11 protein-coding genes and 1 tRNA gene are annotated in these 18,347 nt (G+C 70.4%); 3 read left to right on the top strand and 9 right to left on the bottom strand.

Annotated features, from left to right (window positions below; genetic code table 11):
* Positions 1–84: 84 nt before the first annotated feature.
* A tRNA-Leu gene (locus PZB75_RS05515) sits at positions 85–168 on the bottom strand.
* A gap of 104 nt (positions 169–272) precedes the next feature.
* Between PZB75_RS05515 and PZB75_RS05510 the strand changes: the two genes are divergently transcribed.
* Positions 273–938 carry a response regulator gene (locus PZB75_RS05510; protein ID WP_275534157.1) on the top strand — a complete coding sequence of 222 codons (666 nt, stop codon included), beginning with the start codon at positions 273–275 and terminating at the stop codon, positions 936–938.
* Positions 939–1,048: 110 nt separating this feature from the next.
* On the opposite strand, the gene PZB75_RS05505 is transcribed toward PZB75_RS05510, so the two are convergent.
* The 7 genes from PZB75_RS05505 to PZB75_RS05475 form a co-directional block, all read right to left on the bottom strand.
* The gene (locus tag PZB75_RS05505; RefSeq protein ID WP_275534156.1) at positions 1,049–1,765 is read right to left on the bottom strand and encodes an ABC transporter ATP-binding protein; all 717 of its coding nucleotides are present in this window, start codon (positions 1,763–1,765) and stop codon (positions 1,049–1,051) included.
* A complete protein-coding gene (locus PZB75_RS05500) occupies positions 1,762–2,700 on the bottom strand; it encodes an ABC transporter ATP-binding protein (protein ID WP_275538598.1) in 939 nt (312 codons plus the stop codon). Before PZB75_RS05500 ends, PZB75_RS05505 begins: the two co-directional genes overlap by 4 nt.
* 5 nt (positions 2,701–2,705) lie before the next feature.
* A complete protein-coding gene (locus tag PZB75_RS05495; RefSeq protein WP_275534155.1) occupies positions 2,706–4,508 on the bottom strand; it encodes a branched-chain amino acid ABC transporter permease in 1,803 nt (600 codons plus the stop codon).
* 5 nt (positions 4,509–4,513) lie between these two features.
* Complete coding sequence (locus PZB75_RS05490) at positions 4,514–5,443, bottom strand: branched-chain amino acid ABC transporter permease (RefSeq protein ID WP_275534154.1); 930 nt, start codon at positions 5,441–5,443, stop codon at positions 4,514–4,516.
* A gap of 99 nt (positions 5,444–5,542) precedes the next feature.
* Positions 5,543–6,769, bottom strand: a complete 1,227-nt coding sequence (locus PZB75_RS05485; RefSeq protein ID WP_275534153.1) for a branched-chain amino acid ABC transporter substrate-binding protein — start codon at positions 6,767–6,769, stop codon at positions 5,543–5,545.
* 651 nt (positions 6,770–7,420) lie between these two features.
* Positions 7,421–7,891, bottom strand: coding sequence for a hotdog fold thioesterase (locus PZB75_RS05480; RefSeq protein ID WP_275534152.1), 471 nt, complete (start codon positions 7,889–7,891; stop codon positions 7,421–7,423).
* A 71-nt stretch (positions 7,892–7,962) separates the two neighbouring features.
* A complete protein-coding gene (locus PZB75_RS05475) occupies positions 7,963–10,272 on the bottom strand; it encodes an FdhF/YdeP family oxidoreductase (protein ID WP_275534151.1) in 2,310 nt (769 codons plus the stop codon).
* A 174-nt stretch (positions 10,273–10,446) separates the two neighbouring features.
* Here PZB75_RS05475 and polA point away from each other — a divergent pair, with 174 nt between their 5' ends.
* On the top strand, positions 10,447–13,158 hold the full coding sequence (gene polA / locus PZB75_RS05470) for a DNA polymerase I (RefSeq protein WP_275534150.1): 2,712 nt from the start codon (positions 10,447–10,449) through the stop codon (positions 13,156–13,158).
* A gap of 493 nt (positions 13,159–13,651) precedes the next feature.
* Positions 13,652–15,346, top strand: a complete 1,695-nt coding sequence (locus tag PZB75_RS05465; protein ID WP_275534149.1) for a lytic murein transglycosylase — start codon at positions 13,652–13,654, stop codon at positions 15,344–15,346.
* A gap of 450 nt (positions 15,347–15,796) precedes the next feature.
* Here PZB75_RS05465 and hrpB read toward each other — a convergent pair whose 3' ends face one another.
* Positions 15,797–18,343, bottom strand: a complete 2,547-nt coding sequence (gene hrpB, locus PZB75_RS05460) for an ATP-dependent helicase HrpB (RefSeq protein WP_275534148.1) — start codon at positions 18,341–18,343, stop codon at positions 15,797–15,799.
* Between the last annotated feature and the right edge of the window lie 4 nt (positions 18,344–18,347).

The raw sequence follows: 18,347 nt of genomic DNA, 5'->3' as shown, positions 1-18,347 counted from the left end.
CATCACTGTGAGTCGTGTGGCATGGCGACACGTAGAAAAAGCGGATGTTCACGAGAAAGTGAACATCCGCTTTCGATTCAGAAGTGCCCGGTGTGGGACTCGAACCCACATGCCCACAGGGCACGGCATTTTGAGTGCCGCGTGTCTAACCGATTCCACCAACCGGGCAGGTTGAACGGCTGCCCCGAAGTGTACCGGGTCACTGTGGGCCGCCGCTGCTGGGTAGGCTGGACAAGCAGCATTACTTGCCCGGCCCGCAACGAGGAGCCCCCGTGACCGCCCCCGAGTCGCCCCAGCCCGCCGCCGACGACGACAAGTCGCACGTCCCGCCGCTGACGACCCGTGTCGTCATCGCCGAGGACGAGGCCCTCATCCGCCTCGATCTCAAAGAGATGCTGGAGGAGGAGGGGTACTCCGTGGTGGGCGAGGCCGGGGACGGTGAGAAGGCTGTCGAGCTGGCCCGGGAGCACCGCCCGGACCTCGTCATCCTCGATGTGAAGATGCCCGTTCTCGACGGGATCTCGGCCGCCGAGCGCATCGCGGGGGAGTCCATCGCGCCCGTGCTGATGCTCACCGCGTTCTCGCAGCGCGACCTCGTCGAGCGAGCCAGGGACGCCGGGGCGATGGCGTACCTCGTGAAGCCGTTCAGCAAGAGCGACGTGGTGCCGGCCATCGAGATGGCGGTCTCCCGGTTCGCGGAGCTGAAGGCGCTGGAGGGGGAGGTCGCGGACCTCGCCCAGCGGCTGGAGACGCGGAAGCTGGTGGACCGGGCGAAGAGCATTCTGCAGACCGACTACGGGCTGTCGGAGCCCGCCGCGTTCCGGTGGATTCAGAAGACGTCGATGGACCGTCGGCTGTCCATGCAGCAGCTCGCCGAGGCGTTGATCGAGGACGCCGAGGAGAAGAAGGCGGCGAAGGACGCCGAGGGCGCCCAGTAGCGGCCCCGCGCGGGACCGGTTCGTACGCCGGATTCCGTACGGGAAGTGGCCCGTGCCCCGGATGGTGAGTTCCGGGGCGCGGGCCACTTCCGTATGTTCGGACCGGACGGTCAGTCCTCGCCGAGGTACGCCTTGCGGACCGACTCGTCGTGCAGCAGGTCCCGGCCGGTGCCGGACAGGACGACCCGGCCGACCTCCATGACGTGGCCCTGGTCGGCGAGTGACAGTGCGGCCTGGGCGTTCTGCTCGACCAGCAGGATCGTCGTGCCCTGGGCCTTCAGTTCGACGATGGTCTCCATGATCTTCTGCATCATGATCGGTGAGAGTCCCATGGAGGGCTCGTCGAGCATGAGCAGTTTGGGCTGGGACATCAGGGCGCGTCCCATGGCGAGCATCTGTTGTTCGCCGCCCGAGAGGGTGCCCGCCGCCTGTTTGCGTCGTTCCCCGAGGATGGGGAAGAGGTCGTAGGCGCGTTGGATGTCCTTCTCGATGCCTGCCTTGTCGCCGCGCAGATAGGCGCCCAGCCGGAGGTTGTCGGAGATCGTCAGCCGGGGGAAGATGTGCCGTCCCTCGGGGGAGTGGGCGAGGCCCAGTGCGACGATCTTGTGTGCGGGGACGCCGGTCAGCGGTCTGCCGTCGAAGGTGATGCGTCCGGCGAGTGGTTTGAGCAGCCCGGAGAGGGTGCGCAGGGTGGTGGTCTTTCCGGCGCCGTTGGTGCCGATGAGGGTCACGATCTCGCCGGCCTGGACGGTGAAGGAGATGCCCTTCACGGCTTCGATCTTGCCGTAGGCGACGCGGAGGTCTTCGACCTCCAGGAGCGCGGTCATGGGGTGTCCTCCTTCGTGCCGGTGCCGGTGCCGGTGCCGGTGGCGGGGTTGTCGGTGGTGGTGTCGGGCGCTGCGGCTTCGGCGGCTTGGGCTTCCGCCGCTTGTACTTCGGCGACTTCCTCGGCGCCGGGGGCGCCTTCGAAGGGGGTGCCGAGGTAGGCGGCGACGACGCGTTCGTCGCCCTGGACGACGTCGGAGGTGCCTTCGACGAGTTTTTCGCCCTGGACGAGGACGGCGACCCGGTCGCAGAGGTTGAAGATGAAGCGCATGTCGTGCTCGATGACGAGGATGGCGATGCCCTGGTCGCGGATGGCGAAGACGAGTTCTTCGGTGGTGCGGGTTTCCTGGGGGTTCATGCCGGCGGTGGGCTCGTCGAGGAGGAGGAGTCCGGGGTCGCTGGCGAGTGCGCGGGCGATCTCCAGTTTGCGTTGTTCGCCGTAGGGGAGGTTTCGCGCGAGGTGGTCGGCCTTGTGCTGGAGGCCGATGAACTCCAGGAGTTCCATGGCGCGTTCGCGGCCGGCTTTTTCGGCTCTCTGGTAGCCGGGCAGGCGCAGGAGTGCGGACCAGAGTCCTTCTTTGGTTCTGGTGTGGCGTCCGACGAGGACGTTTTCCAGGACGGTCATGTTGGCGAAGAGGCGGATGTTCTGGAAGGTGCGGGCGATGCCTGCCTGGGTGACGAGGTGGGGTTTGGGTGGCAGGACGGTGCCGCGGTAGCTGACTTTGCCTTCGGTGGGGACGTAGAGCCCGGTGAGACAGTTGAAGAAGGTGGTTTTTCCGGCGCCGTTGGGGCCGATGAGGCCGACGATTTCGCCGGCGCCGACGGTGAGGTCGACGGAGCGTACGGCGGTGAGTCCGCCGAAGCGCATGGTGACGCCGCTGGCGTCGAGGACGGTGGTGCCGGGTTCGGCGGGGGCGGTGGTGGTGTTCTTGGTCATGGTGGTCACGCCCCCGTCTTGGTGGCGTCGGTGGCCTGGCCGGTGAGTGGTTGGTCGGGTGGTACGTCGAGTTGGCCGGTCTCGTGGAATTCGAGTTGTTTCCTGCGGTCGGCTACGAGTCCTTCGGGGCGGAAGCGCATCAGGAGGATGAGTGCGATGCCGAAGAGGAAGAGCTGGTAGTCGTGCATGAATTGGAGTTTGGCCGGGATGAGGTAGAGGAGTGCGGCGCCGATGAGTGGTCCGCTGAGGGTTCCCATGCCGCCGAGGATGACGGCGGCGAGGAGGAACGCGGAGTTGGGGGGTGCGGAGCCGGCGAAGGCGTATTGCTCGGGGGTGACGGTGTAGTTGACGTGTGCTTGTACGGTTCCGGCGAGGCCGGCGAGGGTGGCGCCGAGGGCGAAGGCGAGGAGTTTGAGGCGGAAGGCGTTGATGCCCATGGCGGTGGCGGCGGTTTCGTCTTCGCGGATGGCGACCCAGGCGCGGCCGATGCGGGATTCTCCGGAGCGGCGGAAGACGAGGACGACGAGGGCGGTGACGATGAGCATCAGCAGGTAGTAGTTGGCGGATCTGCCGAGGGTGAAGCCGCTGATGTCGTGGCTGGTGCCGAAGTCGAAGCCGAGGAGGTTGAGGTCGGGGATGCTGGGGATGCCTTGGGAGCCGTTGGTGAGGTCGGGGCCGCTGTTGCCGTTGAGGGCGTTGACGGTGAGCCGGAAGATTTCACCGAAGCCGAGGGTGACGATGGCGAGGTAGTCGCCGCGTAGTCGGAGGGTCGGGGCGCCGATGAGGACGCCGAAGACGAGTGAGGTGGCGGCTCCGGTGAGGACGGCGGCCCAGAAGGGGAATTGGACGCCGATGGGGGACATGGGGGAGCCGGAGACGAGGGCGGCCGCGTAGGCGCCGACGCCGAGGAAGGCGACGTATCCGAGGTCGAGCAGTCCGGCGAGGCCGACGACGACGTTGAGGCCGAGGGCGACGGTGCCGAAGATGAGGATGTTGGCGCCGATGAGTACGAATTCTTCGTTGTGCTGGGTGAAGGGGAAGCAGAGGGCGGCGACGAGTGCTGCGACGAGGGTGATGTTGCGGTATTTGGCGGTGAGTGCGGTGATGCGGGAGATGAGTCCGGCTCGGCCGAGTGCGGTGACCGAGAAGCCGAGGATGATGATGAAGCCGATGAAGAGCTGGGGGTTGTCGATGTCGATGTCGATGCCGTAGGTGAGGACGTACAGCGATACGGCGAAGGCGGCGACGACGAGGAGGATTTCCGCCCAGGAGGGGAGTGTTCGGGCGCGGGTGGGTGAGGGGGCCCGGAGGCTGTGCCGGAAGCGGTGCCAGGTGTTCGGTTGTTGGTCGTTGTCGGGTGGTGGCTGGTCGTCGGGGAGTCCGAATGCGGCGAGGGTGGCGAGGAGTGCGCCGATGCCGCTGATCCAGGCGCCTGGTTCGAGGTTGACGACGCCGCCGAGTTTGGCGGCGATCGCGCCGAGGGCGTAGCCGGTGGTGCCGAGGGTGCCGAGGGCGAGGAGTCGGACGGGGCTGTTGGTGCCGCCGGGGGTGAGCCAGCGCAGGCCTCGGGGGTGGTAGCCGGAGAGTGTGAAGAGCAGGGTGAGTGCGGCGCCGACGAGGGTGAGGACCTGGAGGCCGCCGGGGTAGCCGGTGACGGTGAGGTCGCCGGGGAATTCGTCGGTCCAGGTCCAGGGGAGGAAGGTGCCGGCGAAGGCGATGGTGGCGCCGGTGATGGTGGCGGGGCGGGTGATGGTGGTGGGGAGGTTGATGAGGGGGGTGGGGTGGGGCGTGGTGGTGTGTGTGTTCATGGGTGTCACGCCCGATCCGCGACGCGTTCGCCGAGCAGGCCTTGGGGCCGTAGCAGCAGGACGATGATGAGGAGGACGAAGGCCCATACGTCCTTCCAGGCTCCGCCGCCGAAGAGTTCCATGCCGGGGACGTCGCTCATGTAGCCGGTGGCGAGTGATTCGGCGACGCCGAGGACGATTCCGCCGAGCATGGCTCCGTAGATGTTGCCGATTCCGCCGAGTACGGCCGCGGTGAAGGCTTTGAGGCCCATGATGAAGCCCATGCGGAAGCCGATCTGGCCGTTCTTGAGTCCGTAGGCGACGGCGGCGACGGCGGCGAACGCGGCGCCGATGGCGAAGGCCATGACGATGATGCGGTCGGTGTTGATGCCCATGAGTTTGGCGGTGTCGGGGTCTTGTGAGGTGGCTTGCATGCCGCGGCCGGCGCGGGTTTTCGAGACGAAGAGGCCGAGGGCGAACATGCAGATCGGGGCGGCGATGAGGACGAAGAGGTCGCCGCGTTGGACGTGGGCGCCGAAGATGTCGAACGCTTCGCCCTTGAACTGGGGGAAGGGTCGGTCCTTGGTGGCGTCGGGGTACCACATCCAGATGGCTTGCTGGAGGGCGAGGGAGAGGCCGATGGCGGTGATGAGTGGGGCGAGGCGTGGTGCGGTGCGCAGGGGGCGGTAGGCGAAGCGTTCGGCTGCGGCGCTGATGGCGACGGAGCAGATGACGCCGCCGATGATCATGAGGGGGATGGTTGCGAGGAGGGGGGAGCCGGCGGGCATCCAGAGGTGGACGGTGAGGGCTCCGAAGCCCCCGATCATGAAGATTTCGCCGTGGGCGAAGTTGATGAGCTGGATGATTCCGTAGACCATCGTGTAGCCGATCGCGATGAGACCGTACATCGCGCCGAGGATGAGTCCATTGGCCAGCTGTTGCGGCAGTTCGTTCACCGCAGGGCCTCCGTGGAGTGGTTCGGATGTGGCACCGCGCGGGAGTGCTCGTGGCGCTCCCGCGCGGTCTGGTGTCGGTGCGTGGCCGGGAGGGCCTGGTCAGTCCTTTTTGTAGGCCTCGCTGAGCTTGGACTTCCATGCGCCTGCGGTGACCTGGTAGGCGGTCAGCATGGTGTTGGTGGTGTCGCCGTATTCGTCGAAGGAGACGGGGCCGGTGACGCCGTCGAAGTTGACCTTGGCCATGGCGTCGAGGACCTTGGCGCGGGCGTTGTCGGGGAGTTTTCCGTCGTTGTCGGTGACGGCGATCTTGACGGCTTCGATGATCGACCAGGTGGCGTCGTAGGTGCCGCCGCCGTAGGCCTCGTAGGCGTCCTTGTAGCCGGCTGTCTTGTAGTCGGCGATGAACTTCTTGGCGGAGTCGAGTTCTTCGACGGGTTTGCCGATGGAGGTGGCGATGTCGCCTTCGGCTTTTTTGTTGAGTTTGATGAAGTCGGCGCTGTACATGCCGTCGCCGCCCATGAGGGGGATGGCGACGCTGTCCTTGAGCTGTTGGCTGAGGGGGGCGCCGGCGGGGTATTCGCCGCCGTAGTAGACGGCTTTGGCGCCGGACTTCTTGACCTTGGCGACGACGGAGTTGAAGTCGCGGTCGTCGGGGTTGATGTGGTCGCTTCCGGCGATCTTTCCGCCGAGGGCGGTGAAGGTCTGCTTGAAGGAGGCGGCCAATCCGGCGCCGTAGGGCTTCTGGTCGTCGATGAGGTAGGCCTGGGTGATCTTCGCGTCGTTGAAGAGGTACTTCGCGGCGAAGGCGCCTTGGATGGCGTCGGTGGTCGCGGTGCGGAAGTAGGTCTTGTACGGGCGCTTCTTGTCGCCGGTCTTCCAGTTTTCGCCCTGGGTCAGTTCGGTGCCCGTGTTGGCGGGGGAGACCTGGGTGAGTCCGGCGTCGCTGAGTGGTTTCTGCATCGACTGGGAGACGCCGGAGTTGAGGGGGCCGACGACGCCGAGGACGTTCTTGCCGTCGATGAACTTGGTGGCGTTCTGCTGGCCGACGGAGGGCTGGGCCTGGTCGTCGAGTGCCTTGAGTTCGAAGGTGATGCCGGGGACGGTTTTTTCTTTGTTCGCTGTTTTGACGGCGAGGTCGGCGGAGTTCTTGATGCCGAGGCCGAGGGCGGAGAGGTCGCCGGTCAGTGGCGCGTCGAGGCCGATGACCACGGTCTGGGTATCGCCGCTGCTGCTCTTCTTCCCGTCGTCGCGCGACCCGCAGGCGGTGAGTGTGAGTGCTCCGGTGGTGAGCACTGCGGTCAGTATGAGCGAGGAACGGTGTCGCACGATGGGTCCTTTCCCTGGCGCGGCCTCCTCTGCTGAGGTGCCGTGTCGATCGCCGGGCCGTACTGGTTGGTACAGGGCCGTGCTCGACGCGCCCGGCGGCGCGGTGACTGGCCGTGACTCTAAGCGCAGGTGGTGGGCGTCGGGATAGCGGAGACGAATGATGTGACTGTCTTGTTATGCCGCCGGGGAAAGCGGGTGGACGCTGTCGGGACTTGTCCGGCTTTCCGGTGGCGCGAAAAGTGCTCGCATGGTGAGAACTCGCAGCTCTGCTAAGGGGCTTGAGTGGATCTTGGTGCTGTCGCGGGGAGGGGGTGCGGGAAGGTGTCGACGGCTGTGCGGAGGGTGTCGGTCCGGGGGTGCCTGTCGGCCTGGTGGCCGTTCCTGGCCGGGTGTCTGTTACGCAGGGTTACTTGTGGGGTGAAGTGTTCGACGCGTCGTGGTGTGTGCCGGCGCCCGCGCGGGGGCGTGCGAATGGCGTGCTTTTCACACAACGGGATGGTGCGTCAAGGGAGTTGACCGGAATCGGTCTCAACTCCTCTGATTTTCCGCCGATATGGGTCTGCCCGGCCGGTACGGGACCGGGCCGGGCAGGTGCGAGGGTGCGGGTGCCCGCGGGGCGGGCGGTGGCGGTGGCGGCCGGCTGAGAGCCGGTCAGACGGCGGCTGCCTGCGGGTTGTCGCGGAGCAGGCAGGTCAGGCGGGCCGAGCAGACCCGTCTGTCCTGCTCGTCGGTGATGACGATCTCGTACGTGGCGGTGGAGCGGCCCCGGTGCACGGGGGTGGCCACACCGGTGACCAGTCCGCTGATCACGCCGCGGTGGTGGGTGCAGTTCAGGTCGACACCCACAGCGACCTTGCCCGCGCCGCCGTGCAGCATGGAACCGACGGAGCCGAGGGTTTCGGCGAGGACCGCGGAGGCGCCGCCGTGCAGCAGACCGTACGGCTGGGTGTTGCCCTCGACGGGCATGGTGGCGACGACGCGGTCCGCGGACGCCTCGGTGATCCGTATCCCCATGCGCTCGCCGAGGTGGCCGGCGGAGAACAGCGCGGGCAGGTCGACGCCCAGGCCGGCGTACTCGTCGATGGTCTCCTGAGGGAAGTTCGGTGAGGTGTGCTCGCCCATGGGTTCCGGCTCCGATCGTCCGCGGGGTGCGCTGTTGTGTGCTCCGTTCCTATCAGACGGCCGGTGGGCGCTCAGGGCGTGTCGCCGGGCGGGCTCCCGGGGCTCTCGAAGCGCACGACGACGGATTTGCTGGCGGGGGTGTTGCTGGTGTCGGCGGTGGAGTCGAGGGGGACCAGCACGTTGGTCTCGGGGTAGTAGGCGGCGGCGCAGCCGCGGGCGGTGGGGTAGTGCACCACACGGAAGCCCGGGGCGCGGCGTTCCACGCCGTCCTTCCATTCGCTGACGAGGTCGGTGTAGGCGCCGTCGGCGAGGCCGAGGGTGCGGGCGTCGTCGGGGTGGATCATGACGACGCGGCGGCCGCCCTTGATGCCGCGGTAGCGGTCGTCGAGGCCGTAGATGGTGGTGTTGTACTGGTCGTGGGAGCGAAGGGTCTGCAACAGCAGTCTGCCTTCGGGGAGTTCGGGGAACTCGACGGGTGCGGCGGTGAAGTTGGCCTTGCCGGTGGTGGTGGGGAAGCGGCGTTCGTCGCGGGGGGCGTGCGGGAGGGCGAAGCCGCCGGGGCGGGCGACGCGGGCGTTGAAGTCCTCGAATCCGGGTATCACGCGGGCGATCCGGTCGCGGATCAGTGCGTAGTCCCGTTCGAAGTCCTCCCAGGGGGTGGCGGATCTGCTGCCGAGGACGGCGCGGGCGAGTCGGGCGACGATGGCGGGTTCGGAGAGCAGGTGGGGGCTCGCGGGGGTGAGGTTGCCGCGTGAGGAGTGGACCATGCCCATGGAGTCCTCGACGGTGACGGTCTGTCTGCCGGTCGCCTGGGTGTCCTTGTCGGTGCGGCCGAGGGTGGGGAGGATCAGGGCGCGGGCGCCGGTGACGGCGTGCGAGCGGTTGAGTTTGGTGGACACGTGGACGGTGAGCCGGGCGCGGCGCATCGCGGCCTCGGTGACGAGGGTGTCGGGGGTGGCGGAGACGAAGTTGCCGCCCATGGCGAAGAAGACCTTCGCGTCGCCGTCGCGCAGGGCGCGGATGGCGCGGACGACGTCGTAGCCGTGGTGGCGTGGTGAGGTGATCCCGAATTCCTTGTCGAGGGCGTCGAGGAAGGCGGGTGCGGGTCGTTCGAAGATGCCCATGGTGCGGTCGCCCTGGACGTTGGAGTGGCCGCGCACGGGGCAGACGCCGGCTCCGGGACGGCCGATGTTGCCGCGCAGCAGGAGGAAGTTGACGACTTCCCGGATGGTGGGCACGGAGTGCTTGTGCTGGGTGAGGCCCATCGCCCAGCACACGATCGTGCGTTTCGACGCGAGGATCATGCTCAGCGCCTGTTCGATGTCGGCGCGGTCGAGGCCGGTGGCGGTGAGTGTCCGCTCCCAGTCGGCTGTTCGGGCGGCGGTGGCGAATTCCTCGTAGCCGTGGGTGTGTTCCTGTACGAACGCTTCGTCGACGGCGCCCTCGGTGTCGAGGATCAGTTTGTTGAGGAGCCGGAAGAGGGCTTGGTCGCCGCCGATGCGGATCTGGAGGAAGAGGTCGGTGAGGGCGGTGCCGCGGAGCATGCCGCGGGGGGTCTGCGGGTTCTTGAACCGTTCCAGTCCGGCCTCGGGCAGCGGGTTCACCGAAATGATCTTCGCGCCCGCGGTTTTGGCCCGCTCCAGTGCCGAGAGCATCCGGGGGTGGTTGGTGCCGGGGTTCTGTCCGGCGACGATGACGAGGTCGGCGTGGTGGAGGTCTTCCAGTGAGACGCTGCCCTTGCCGACGCCGATGGTCTCGGTCAGTGCCGAGCCGGACGACTCGTGGCACATGTTGGAGCAGTCCGGCAGGTTGTTGGTGCCGAATTCGCGGGCGAGGAGCTGGAGGAGGAACGCCGCTTCGTTGCTGGTGCGGCCGGAGGTGTAGAACAGGGCCTCGTCGGGTGAGTCCAGTGCGCGCAGTTCCTCGGCGATGATCGCGAAGGCCCGTTCCCAGGACACCGGCTCGTAGTGGTCCCGTCCGTCGGGGCCGGTTCCGGTCTCCAGCAGCATCGGGTGGGTGATGCGGCCCTGCTGGCCGAGCCAGTAGCCGCTGCGGATGGCGAGGTCGGCGACGGGGTGCGCGGCGAAGAACTCGGGGGTGACGCGGCGCAGGGTGGCCTCCTCGGCGACTGCCTTGGCGCCGTTCTCGCAGAACTCCGCGGTGTGCCGTTCGTCGCCCTCGGGCCAGGCGCATCCGGGGCAGTCGAAGCCGTCCTTCTGGTTGACCTTGAGCAGGGTGCGCGCGGTGCGTCGCAGTCCCATCTGGCGCGTGGCGGCGCGCAGGGTGTGGGCGACGGCGGGCAGTCCGGCGGCGGCGTGCGGCGCGGCCGTGACCTGCGGCGCGTCCTGGACCGGGTCGCCGGTGGGCGGCTTGGTGGCCATGGTGTCCCCTTCGAGTCTGCGCGGTGCCTGTCCGTGACCGGCCCGTACCGACGGTGTCCGGCCATACGTGCGTATAACAGGTGCAGGTGTTCGATCCTGTCACGTGTGGTCGGCGGGGTGCCCGGGAGGTGCGCTCGGTCGGGATTGTCAGTGGTCCGTGGCAGGATCGGGGACGTGGCTGAGACGGCATCGAAGAAGACGGCAGACAACCGACCGCGCCTGCTCCTGATGGACGGGCACTCCCTGGCGTACCGGGCGTTCTTCGCCCTGCCCGCGGAGAATTTCACGACCGGCACGGGGCAGCCGACGAACGCGGTGTACGGCTTCGCGTCGATGCTCGCGAACACGTTGCGTGACGAGTCGCCGACGCATTTCGCGGTGGCCTTCGACGTCTCCCGCAAGACATGGCGGTCCGAGGAGTTCCCGGAGTACAAGGCGAACCGCTCGAAGACCCCCGACGAGTTCAAGGGGCAGGTCGAGCTGATCGGCGAGCTCCTGGACGCGATGCACGCGGACCGGTTCGCGGTCGACGGCTTCGAGGCGGACGACGTCATCGCCACCCTCGCCACCCAGGCCGAGGCGGCGGGCTTCGAGGTGCTGATCGTGACGGGCGACCGGGACTCGTTCCAGCTGATCACCGACCACGTCACGGTGCTCTACCCCACCAAGGGGGTGTCCGAGCTGACCCGCTTCACCCCGGCCAAGGTCGAGGAGAAGTACGGACTGACCCCGCGGCAGTACCCGGACTTCGCGGCGCTGCGCGGCGACCCCTCGGACAATCTTCCGGGCATCCCCGGGGTCGGTGAGAAGACCGCGGCGAAGTGGATCAATCAGTTCGGTTCGTTCGACGAGCTGGTGGAGCGCGCCGACGAGGTCAAGGGCAAGGCCGGGCAGAACTTCCGCGATCACCTGGACTCCGTGCGGATGAACCGCCGGCTGACCGAGATGGTCCGTGACGTGGCGCTGCCGAAGGCCCCGCAGGACCTGGGGCGCGCCCCGTACGACCGCACGGCGGTGACCGGGGTCCTGGACGTCCTGGAGATCCGCAACCCGAGCCTGCGCGAGCGGCTGCTCGCCGTCGACCCGGGCGCCGCCGAGGCGGACGCCCCGGCGCCCGCCGCCGGTATCGCGCTGGACGGGGCGGTGCTGGGCTCCGGCCAGGTCGCGCCCTGGCTGGCCGAGCACGCCGGACAGCCGCTGGGTGTCGTGACCGTCGACACCTGGGCGCTGGGCGCGGGCAGTGTCACGGAGATCGCCCTGGCGGCCGCGGACGGCGCGGCGGCGTGGTTCGACCCCGCGCAGCTCGACGAGGCCGACGAGCGGGCGTTCGCCGCGTGGATCGCGGACCCCGGGCGGCCGAAGGTCATGCACAACGCGAAGAGCGCCATGCGGGTCTTCCCCGAGCACGGCTGGCGGGTCGACGGCGTCACGATGGACACCGCTCTCGCCGCCTATCTGGTCAAGCCCGGCCGGCGCTCCTTCGCGCTGGACGCGCTGGCCGTGGAATACCTCGGCCGGGAGCTGGCCCCGGCGGCCGCCTCCGACGGGCAGCTGGCGTTCGGCGCCGACGACCAGGCGGAGGCCGACGCGCTGATGGCGCAGGCCCGCGCGGTCCTGGACCTGGGCGAGGCGTTCACCGTCCGGCTCCAGGAGGTCGGCGCGCTGGAGCTGCTGCACGACATGGAGCTTCCCACCTCCGCCCTGCTGGCCCGGCTGGAGCGGCACGGCATCGCCGCCGACCGGGCCCATCTGGAAGGCATGGAGCAGCAGTTCGCGGGCGCCGTGCAGCAGGCGGTGAAGGAGGCGCACGCGGCGGTGGGCCATGAGTTCAACCTCGGCTCGCCCAAGCAGCTCCAGGAAGTCCTCTTCGGCGAACTGGGGCTGCCCAGGACCAAGAAGACGAAGACCGGTTTCACGACCGACGCCGACGCGCTGGCCTGGCTCGCCGCGCAGACCGAGCACGAGCTGCCGGTCATCATGCTGCGCCACCGCGAGCAGGCGAAGCTGCGGGTCACCGTCGAGGGTCTGGTCAAGACGATCGCGGCGGACGGCCGCATCCACACCACGTTCAACCAGACGGTGGCGGCGACCGGCAGGCTCTCCTCCACCGACCCCAACCTCCAGAACATTCCGGTCCGTACCGACGAGGGCCGTGCCATCCGCCGTGGCTTCGTCGTCGGCGAGGGCTTCGAGACGCTGATGACGGCCGACTACAGCCAGATCGAGCTGCGGGTGATGGCGCACCTGTCGGAGGACGCCGGCCTGATCGAGGCGTTCACCTCGGGCGAGGACCTGCACACCACGGTCGCCTCGCAGGTGTTCGGAGTCGACAAGAGCGCCGTGGACCCGGAGATGCGCCGCAAGATCAAGGCCATGTCGTACGGGCTGGCCTACGGGCTCTCCGCGTTCGGCCTGTCCCAGCAGCTGAACATCGAGGCCGGTGAGGCGCGCGGCCTGATGGACACCTACTTCGAGCGGTTCGGCGGGGTCCGCGACTATCTGCACCGCGTGGTGGAGAAGGCCCGCGCCACCAACTACACCGAGACCGTCTTCGGCCGCCGCCGCTACCTCCCCGACCTGAACAGCGACAACCGGCAGCGCCGCGAGATGGCCGAGCGGATGGCGCTCAACGCACCCATCCAGGGCACGGCGGCCGACATCGTGAAGGTCGCGATGCTCAATGTCGACCGGGCCCTGAACAAGGCGCGGCTCAACTCCCGCATGCTGCTCCAGGTCCATGACGAAATCGTCCTGGAGATCGCCGCGGGCGAGGGTGAGCGGGTCGAGGAGATCGTCCGCCACGAGATGGCCACGGCGGTCGAACTGCGTGCCCCGCTGGACGTGTCGGTCGGCGTCGGCTCGGACTGGGAGTCCGCCGCGCACTGAGCCGCACACCGAACCGGACCGTGTCCGCGGGGCCCCGCCGGGCTTCCCGGGCCGGGCCCGGGCGGGACACGACGGACACCGCCCAGGCAGCACGGCTCACGGGCACGGCCCGGGGGAGCGGAACGTGGGCACGGGGACGCGGTCGGGGTGTGCCCCGGGGACACGGGGCTGCGGTTGGGGGTGTGACCGGGGGACGCGGCCAGGGCGGGCGCGTCCGGCGGCCCGGGGTGTGCCGGGGCTCCCGGCGGCCCGTTCGGTTTCCCGGACCGTCATGGTCCGGGTCGGCGTGGCCCCGCCCGATGAAATGCGGACGACCACCGTGCGACGTCCGGGACGTCCGGGACGCACCCGCGTTTCCGTGAGGTGAAGAAGCGGTGAGAAGCGGTGAGAAGGAGTCAGGCTGCCATACCACGGCATCGCGAGTTGCCGTAGGGTCACCTGAGTCCTCGCGCTGGGGAGCGCGAACAGCCGACGACGGGGAGGGTTCAGACGTATGGCAGCGCAATTCGGCCGCAGACTGCGCAGGGGGGCGACCACCACGGCGGTGGCCGCTGCCGCCGTGGCGGCGCTTTCCGCCTCGCAGGCCCCCGGGGCACCGCTCGCCCTGGGCGACGACCAGCCGCCCGCCGGTCCCGCCTCCTCCTCCGCCCCGGACGACGCGGTGGCCAGCGGCAACTCGCCGTACTACACGGACCTGCCCCCGCTGAACACCGCTGACAAACCCGGCAATTCGGTGGAGATACCGGCCGTCGGCGCCGCCGAGTCCGGCATACCCGCGTCGATCCTCGCCGCGTACAAGCAGGCCGAACGGACCGTCGCGAGCACCGACGCCGCGTGCCGGCTGCCCTGGCAACTCCTCGCCGCGATCGGCAAGGTCGAGTCCGGCCAGGCCCGTGGCGGCAAGGTCGACGCCGACGGCACCACCCTCACCCCGATCCTCGGCCCGGCCCTCAACGGGCAGGGCTTCGCCCTGATCAAGGACACCGACCACGGCGCGTACGACGGGGACTCGACGCACGACCGGGCGGTCGGCCCGATGCAGTTCATCCCGTCCACCTGGGCCGTCTGGGGCCAGGACGGCAACGGTGACGGACGCAAGGACCCCAACAACATCCATGACGCGGCGCTCGCCGCCGGACGCTACCTCTGCGCGGGCGGCCGGGACCTGGCGATCGCCTCGGACCTGGACCGGGCGGTCCTCAGCTACAACCACTCGCGGGAGTACCTGGCCACGGTCCGCTCCTGGTTCGACTTCTACAACCGCGGCACCCACGAGGTGCCGGACGGCACCGGGGTGCTCCCGGGCGGTCGCAGCGACGACGCGCTCCCGAACCTAACCCCACCCCCGGCCGGGGGTCGGCCCACCACTTCCGCACCGAGCCCCACCGAGCCCGGCACGGTCACCCCGCCCCCCGCCCCGTCCACCCCGGCCCCGAAGCCGACACCCACGCCGACCCCCACCCCAACGCCCACCCCCACCCCAACGCCGACTCCTACGCCGACGCCGTCCCGGACGCTCGCCGGTATCGAGAACGCGGGCACCGGACCGCTGACCGCCATGACGGGCGACGACTTCGCCGAGCGGATCGCGGTCCGCGCCAGGAACACCCTCGGCGCCCCCCTCGCCGACGTGCCCGTGACCTTCACGATCGCCGGGGACACCGACGCCCGGTTCACCGACGGCACGGCCACGGTCACCCGCCGCACCGGCAAGGACGGCACCGTCACCGCACCGGCCCTGCGCGCCGGCGAGAAGACCGGCGACTTCACCGTCCGGGCCGAGGCCCAGCAGGGCTCGGTCCCGGCCGTCACCTACACCGCCCATGTCACGGCCCGTCAGGCGGACGCGCTCGTCAGGACCGGCGCCGAGGAACTCACCGCGGCTCCCGGCGGCCAGTTCGCGGACAGCGTCGAGGTCAGGGCCACCTACAAGGACGCGGCCGCCGTGGGCGTCGCCGTCACCGCCACGATGATCACGAGTGACGGACAGCCGGTCAAGGACGGCAAGGGCCCGTACTTCCAGGGCGAGGGCGGAGCGAAGCTCCGTACCCTCACCGGTCTCAGGACCGGCACCGACGGCGTACTGAAACTTCCGCGGATCGTCGCCGACGACGCCCCCGGCACCTACCGGCTCCGGCTCACCACCGAGGGCGGCGGCACGCTCACCATCGAGCTGAAGGTCGCCTGACGCCGCCCCCGTCCCGTCACGACCGGGACACGCACCGCCACCCCGGCGAACAGTCCCCGCGCCGCACCCCTGCGCGGGGGCTGTTCGCCGTCCCGAGGCGGTCCAGCGGAAGGCGCGAAACGCACGGCCGACGGCCGGACACCGGGACGCCGCGTATCCAAGTCGCCGCATCCGGACGCAAAGCACCAGGACACAAAGCACCAGGACGCAGCGCATCACGACGCAGCGCATCACGACGCAACGCATCAGATCGCCGCGTACGGACGCAACGTCGCGTACGGACGCAACGTCGCGTACGGACGCAACGTCGCGTACGGACCCAACGCCGGGTACGGACCCAACGCCGGGTACGGACGCAACGCCGCGTTCCGAAGTCGCCTCGTACGGACACCGCGCACCAAGTCGTCGCGACCGGCCGCGGCCCTACCGCGTCGCTGTGCTCCGTGCCCCTCAGCGCCGTCCGAACCGGGCCGAGGTGAACCGCGTCGCGGGCGCCGCCGCCGGGTCCTCCGGCCACGGGTGCTTCGGATACCGGCCCCGCAGCTCCGCCCGTACCGCCCGATAGCCCTCCCGCCAGAACGACGCCAGGTCCGCCGTCACCGCCGCCGGACGCCCGGCCGGTGACAGCAGATGCACCAGGACCGGTACCCCCGCCACCCGGGGGGTCTCCTGGAGGCCGAACAACTCCTGGAGCTTCACCGCGAGGACCGGCTGCTCATCGCCGTACTCCACCCGGATACGGGACCCGCTCGGCACCTCGATCCGCTCCGGCGCCAGCTCGTCGAGCCGGGCCGCCTCACCGGTGGCCCACGGCAGCAGCCGCCGCAGCGCCTGTCCGGCGTCGACCCGCGCCAGATCGCCGCGGTTCCGGGCCCGCGACAGCTCCGGCTCCAGCCACTCCTCGGTACGGGTGAGCAGCGCGTCGTCCGACACCTCGGGCCAGGGCGCGCCCCGCACGCGGTGGAGGAACGCGAGCCGGGCCCGCAGCTGCCGCGTGTCGCGCGTCCACCGCAGCAGCCCGAGCCCTTCGCGCCGCAACCCGTCGAGCAGGGCCCCGCGCACCAGCGCGGGCTCCGGCCGGCGCAGCGCGCGTACGGAGAGTTCGACGGCGCCCAGCCGCTCCACCGCACGGGAGACCACATCGCCGTCCGCCCAGCGCACCTCCTCGTCGGCGGCCAGCAGATGCCCCGCCGCCAGCCGGGCGGTGTCCTCGTCGATGACCGCCGCGAGCCGCACCCGGGCGGACGCGGCGTGCGCGGGCCGGTCCGCCACCGCGACGGCCAGCCAGGGGGCGGCGAGCAGCCGCGAACCGTCCCGCAGTTCGGCCCCCGTCCCCGACACCATCAGGAACGTCCCGTCGCCCCGGGCCCGCGCCACCCGCTCGGGGAACGCCAGCGCCGCCACCAGCCCGGCCACCGCGTCGTCCGTCCCTCCGCCGCCGCCGGACCCGGCCGTTCCGTCCTCGCCCGTGTGCGACCGCTGGTCCCGGCCGGCCACCTGGACGGCGGAGGCCAGTCGGCGCACCTCCTGACGCCAGCGCGCCGCGTACCCGTCGCCGCCGCGTCGCGCGCCTCGCCAGGCGCCGGCCAGATCGTCCCCGTACTCCCGGGGCGGTTCCTCGCTCAGCAGCGCCACCACCTCGGCCGCGCGGCGCGCCCCCACCTCGGCGGTCCCGTCCAACAGGGCCCGTGCCAGCCGGGGATGCAGCCCGATCCGGGACATGCGTACGCCCCGCTCGGTCACCCGCCCCGCCGCGTCCACCGCGCCGACCGCCGACAGCACCTCCCGCGCCGCACCCATCGCACCGGCAGGCGGCGCATCCAGCAGTGCCAGGCCCGTCGCGTCCGGATCGCCCCAGCAGGCGGCCTGGAGCGCGAACGCGGTCAGGTCCGCCACCTCGATCTCCGGGGCCGGGAACCGGGCCAGCCGCCCGTCCTCCGCCTCCGTCCAGCACCGGTACACCGCACCGGGCGCCTCCCGGCCGGCCCGGCCCGCCCGCTGCCGCCCCGTCGCCCGCGACGCCCGCACGGTCGTGAGCGCGCCCAGTCCCCGCGCGTGATCGGTGCGCGGCTCCCGTGCCAGCCCCGAATCGACGACGGTCCGCACCCCGGGGACGGTCAGCGACGACTCCGCGACCGAGGTCGCCAGCACCACGCGCCGCCCCCCGGACGACCCGGCCAGCACCGCGTCCTGCACGGCCGCGGAGGCCCGTCCGTGCACCTGGAGCACCTCCGCGCCGGTCCCGGCCAACTGCCCCGCCACCCGGGCGATCTCCCCGACGCCGGGCAGGAAGCACAGCACGTCCCCGGCCCGCTCGGTGAGCGCCCTCCGCACCACCGACGCGACATGGGACAGCAGCGCGGGATCGACCCGCATCCCGTGCGGCGGACGCACCGGAGCGGGCGGCGGCGCCCACACCACGTCGACCGGATGCGAGACCCCCTGGGCCGTCACCACCGGGGCGTCACCGAGCAGCCGCGCCCAGCCCTCCGCGTCCGTCGTCGCCGAAGCCGCCACCAGCCGCAGATCGGGCCGGATCGCGGCCCGTACGTCGAGCAGGAACGCGGCCACCGTGTCCGCGTCCAGATGGCGCTCGTGACACTCGTCGATGATCACCGTGTCGACCCCGGCCAGCTCCTGGTCGCGCTGGAGGCGCTGGAGCAGCACCCCCGTGGTCACGACCTCCACCACCGTTTCGCGCCCGGCCACGCGCTCCCCGCGCACCGTGAAACCGACCCGCCCGCCGGGCCCCTCACCGAGCAGCCACGCCATCCGCCGCGCCGCCGCCCGAGCCGCGATCCGCCGGGGTTCGGCGACCAGGACCCGGCGCGGCGCACCGCCCCCGACGAGCCCGGCCAGCACCAGGGGTACGAGGGTCGTCTTGCCGGTGCCCGGCGGGGCGCACAGGACCGCCACCCCCCGTTCGTCGAGCGCTCGCCGAAGGGCGGGCACTGCGGTACGGACGGGCAGCCGGTCCAGTGCGTCGGTGCGGGTCATCCCC

It is taken from the genome of Streptomyces sp. AM 4-1-1 (assembly GCF_029167625.1).
Lineage (GTDB): Bacteria > Actinomycetota > Actinomycetes > Streptomycetales > Streptomycetaceae > Streptomyces.
This window is presented reverse-complemented; position numbering and strand designations above follow the sequence as displayed.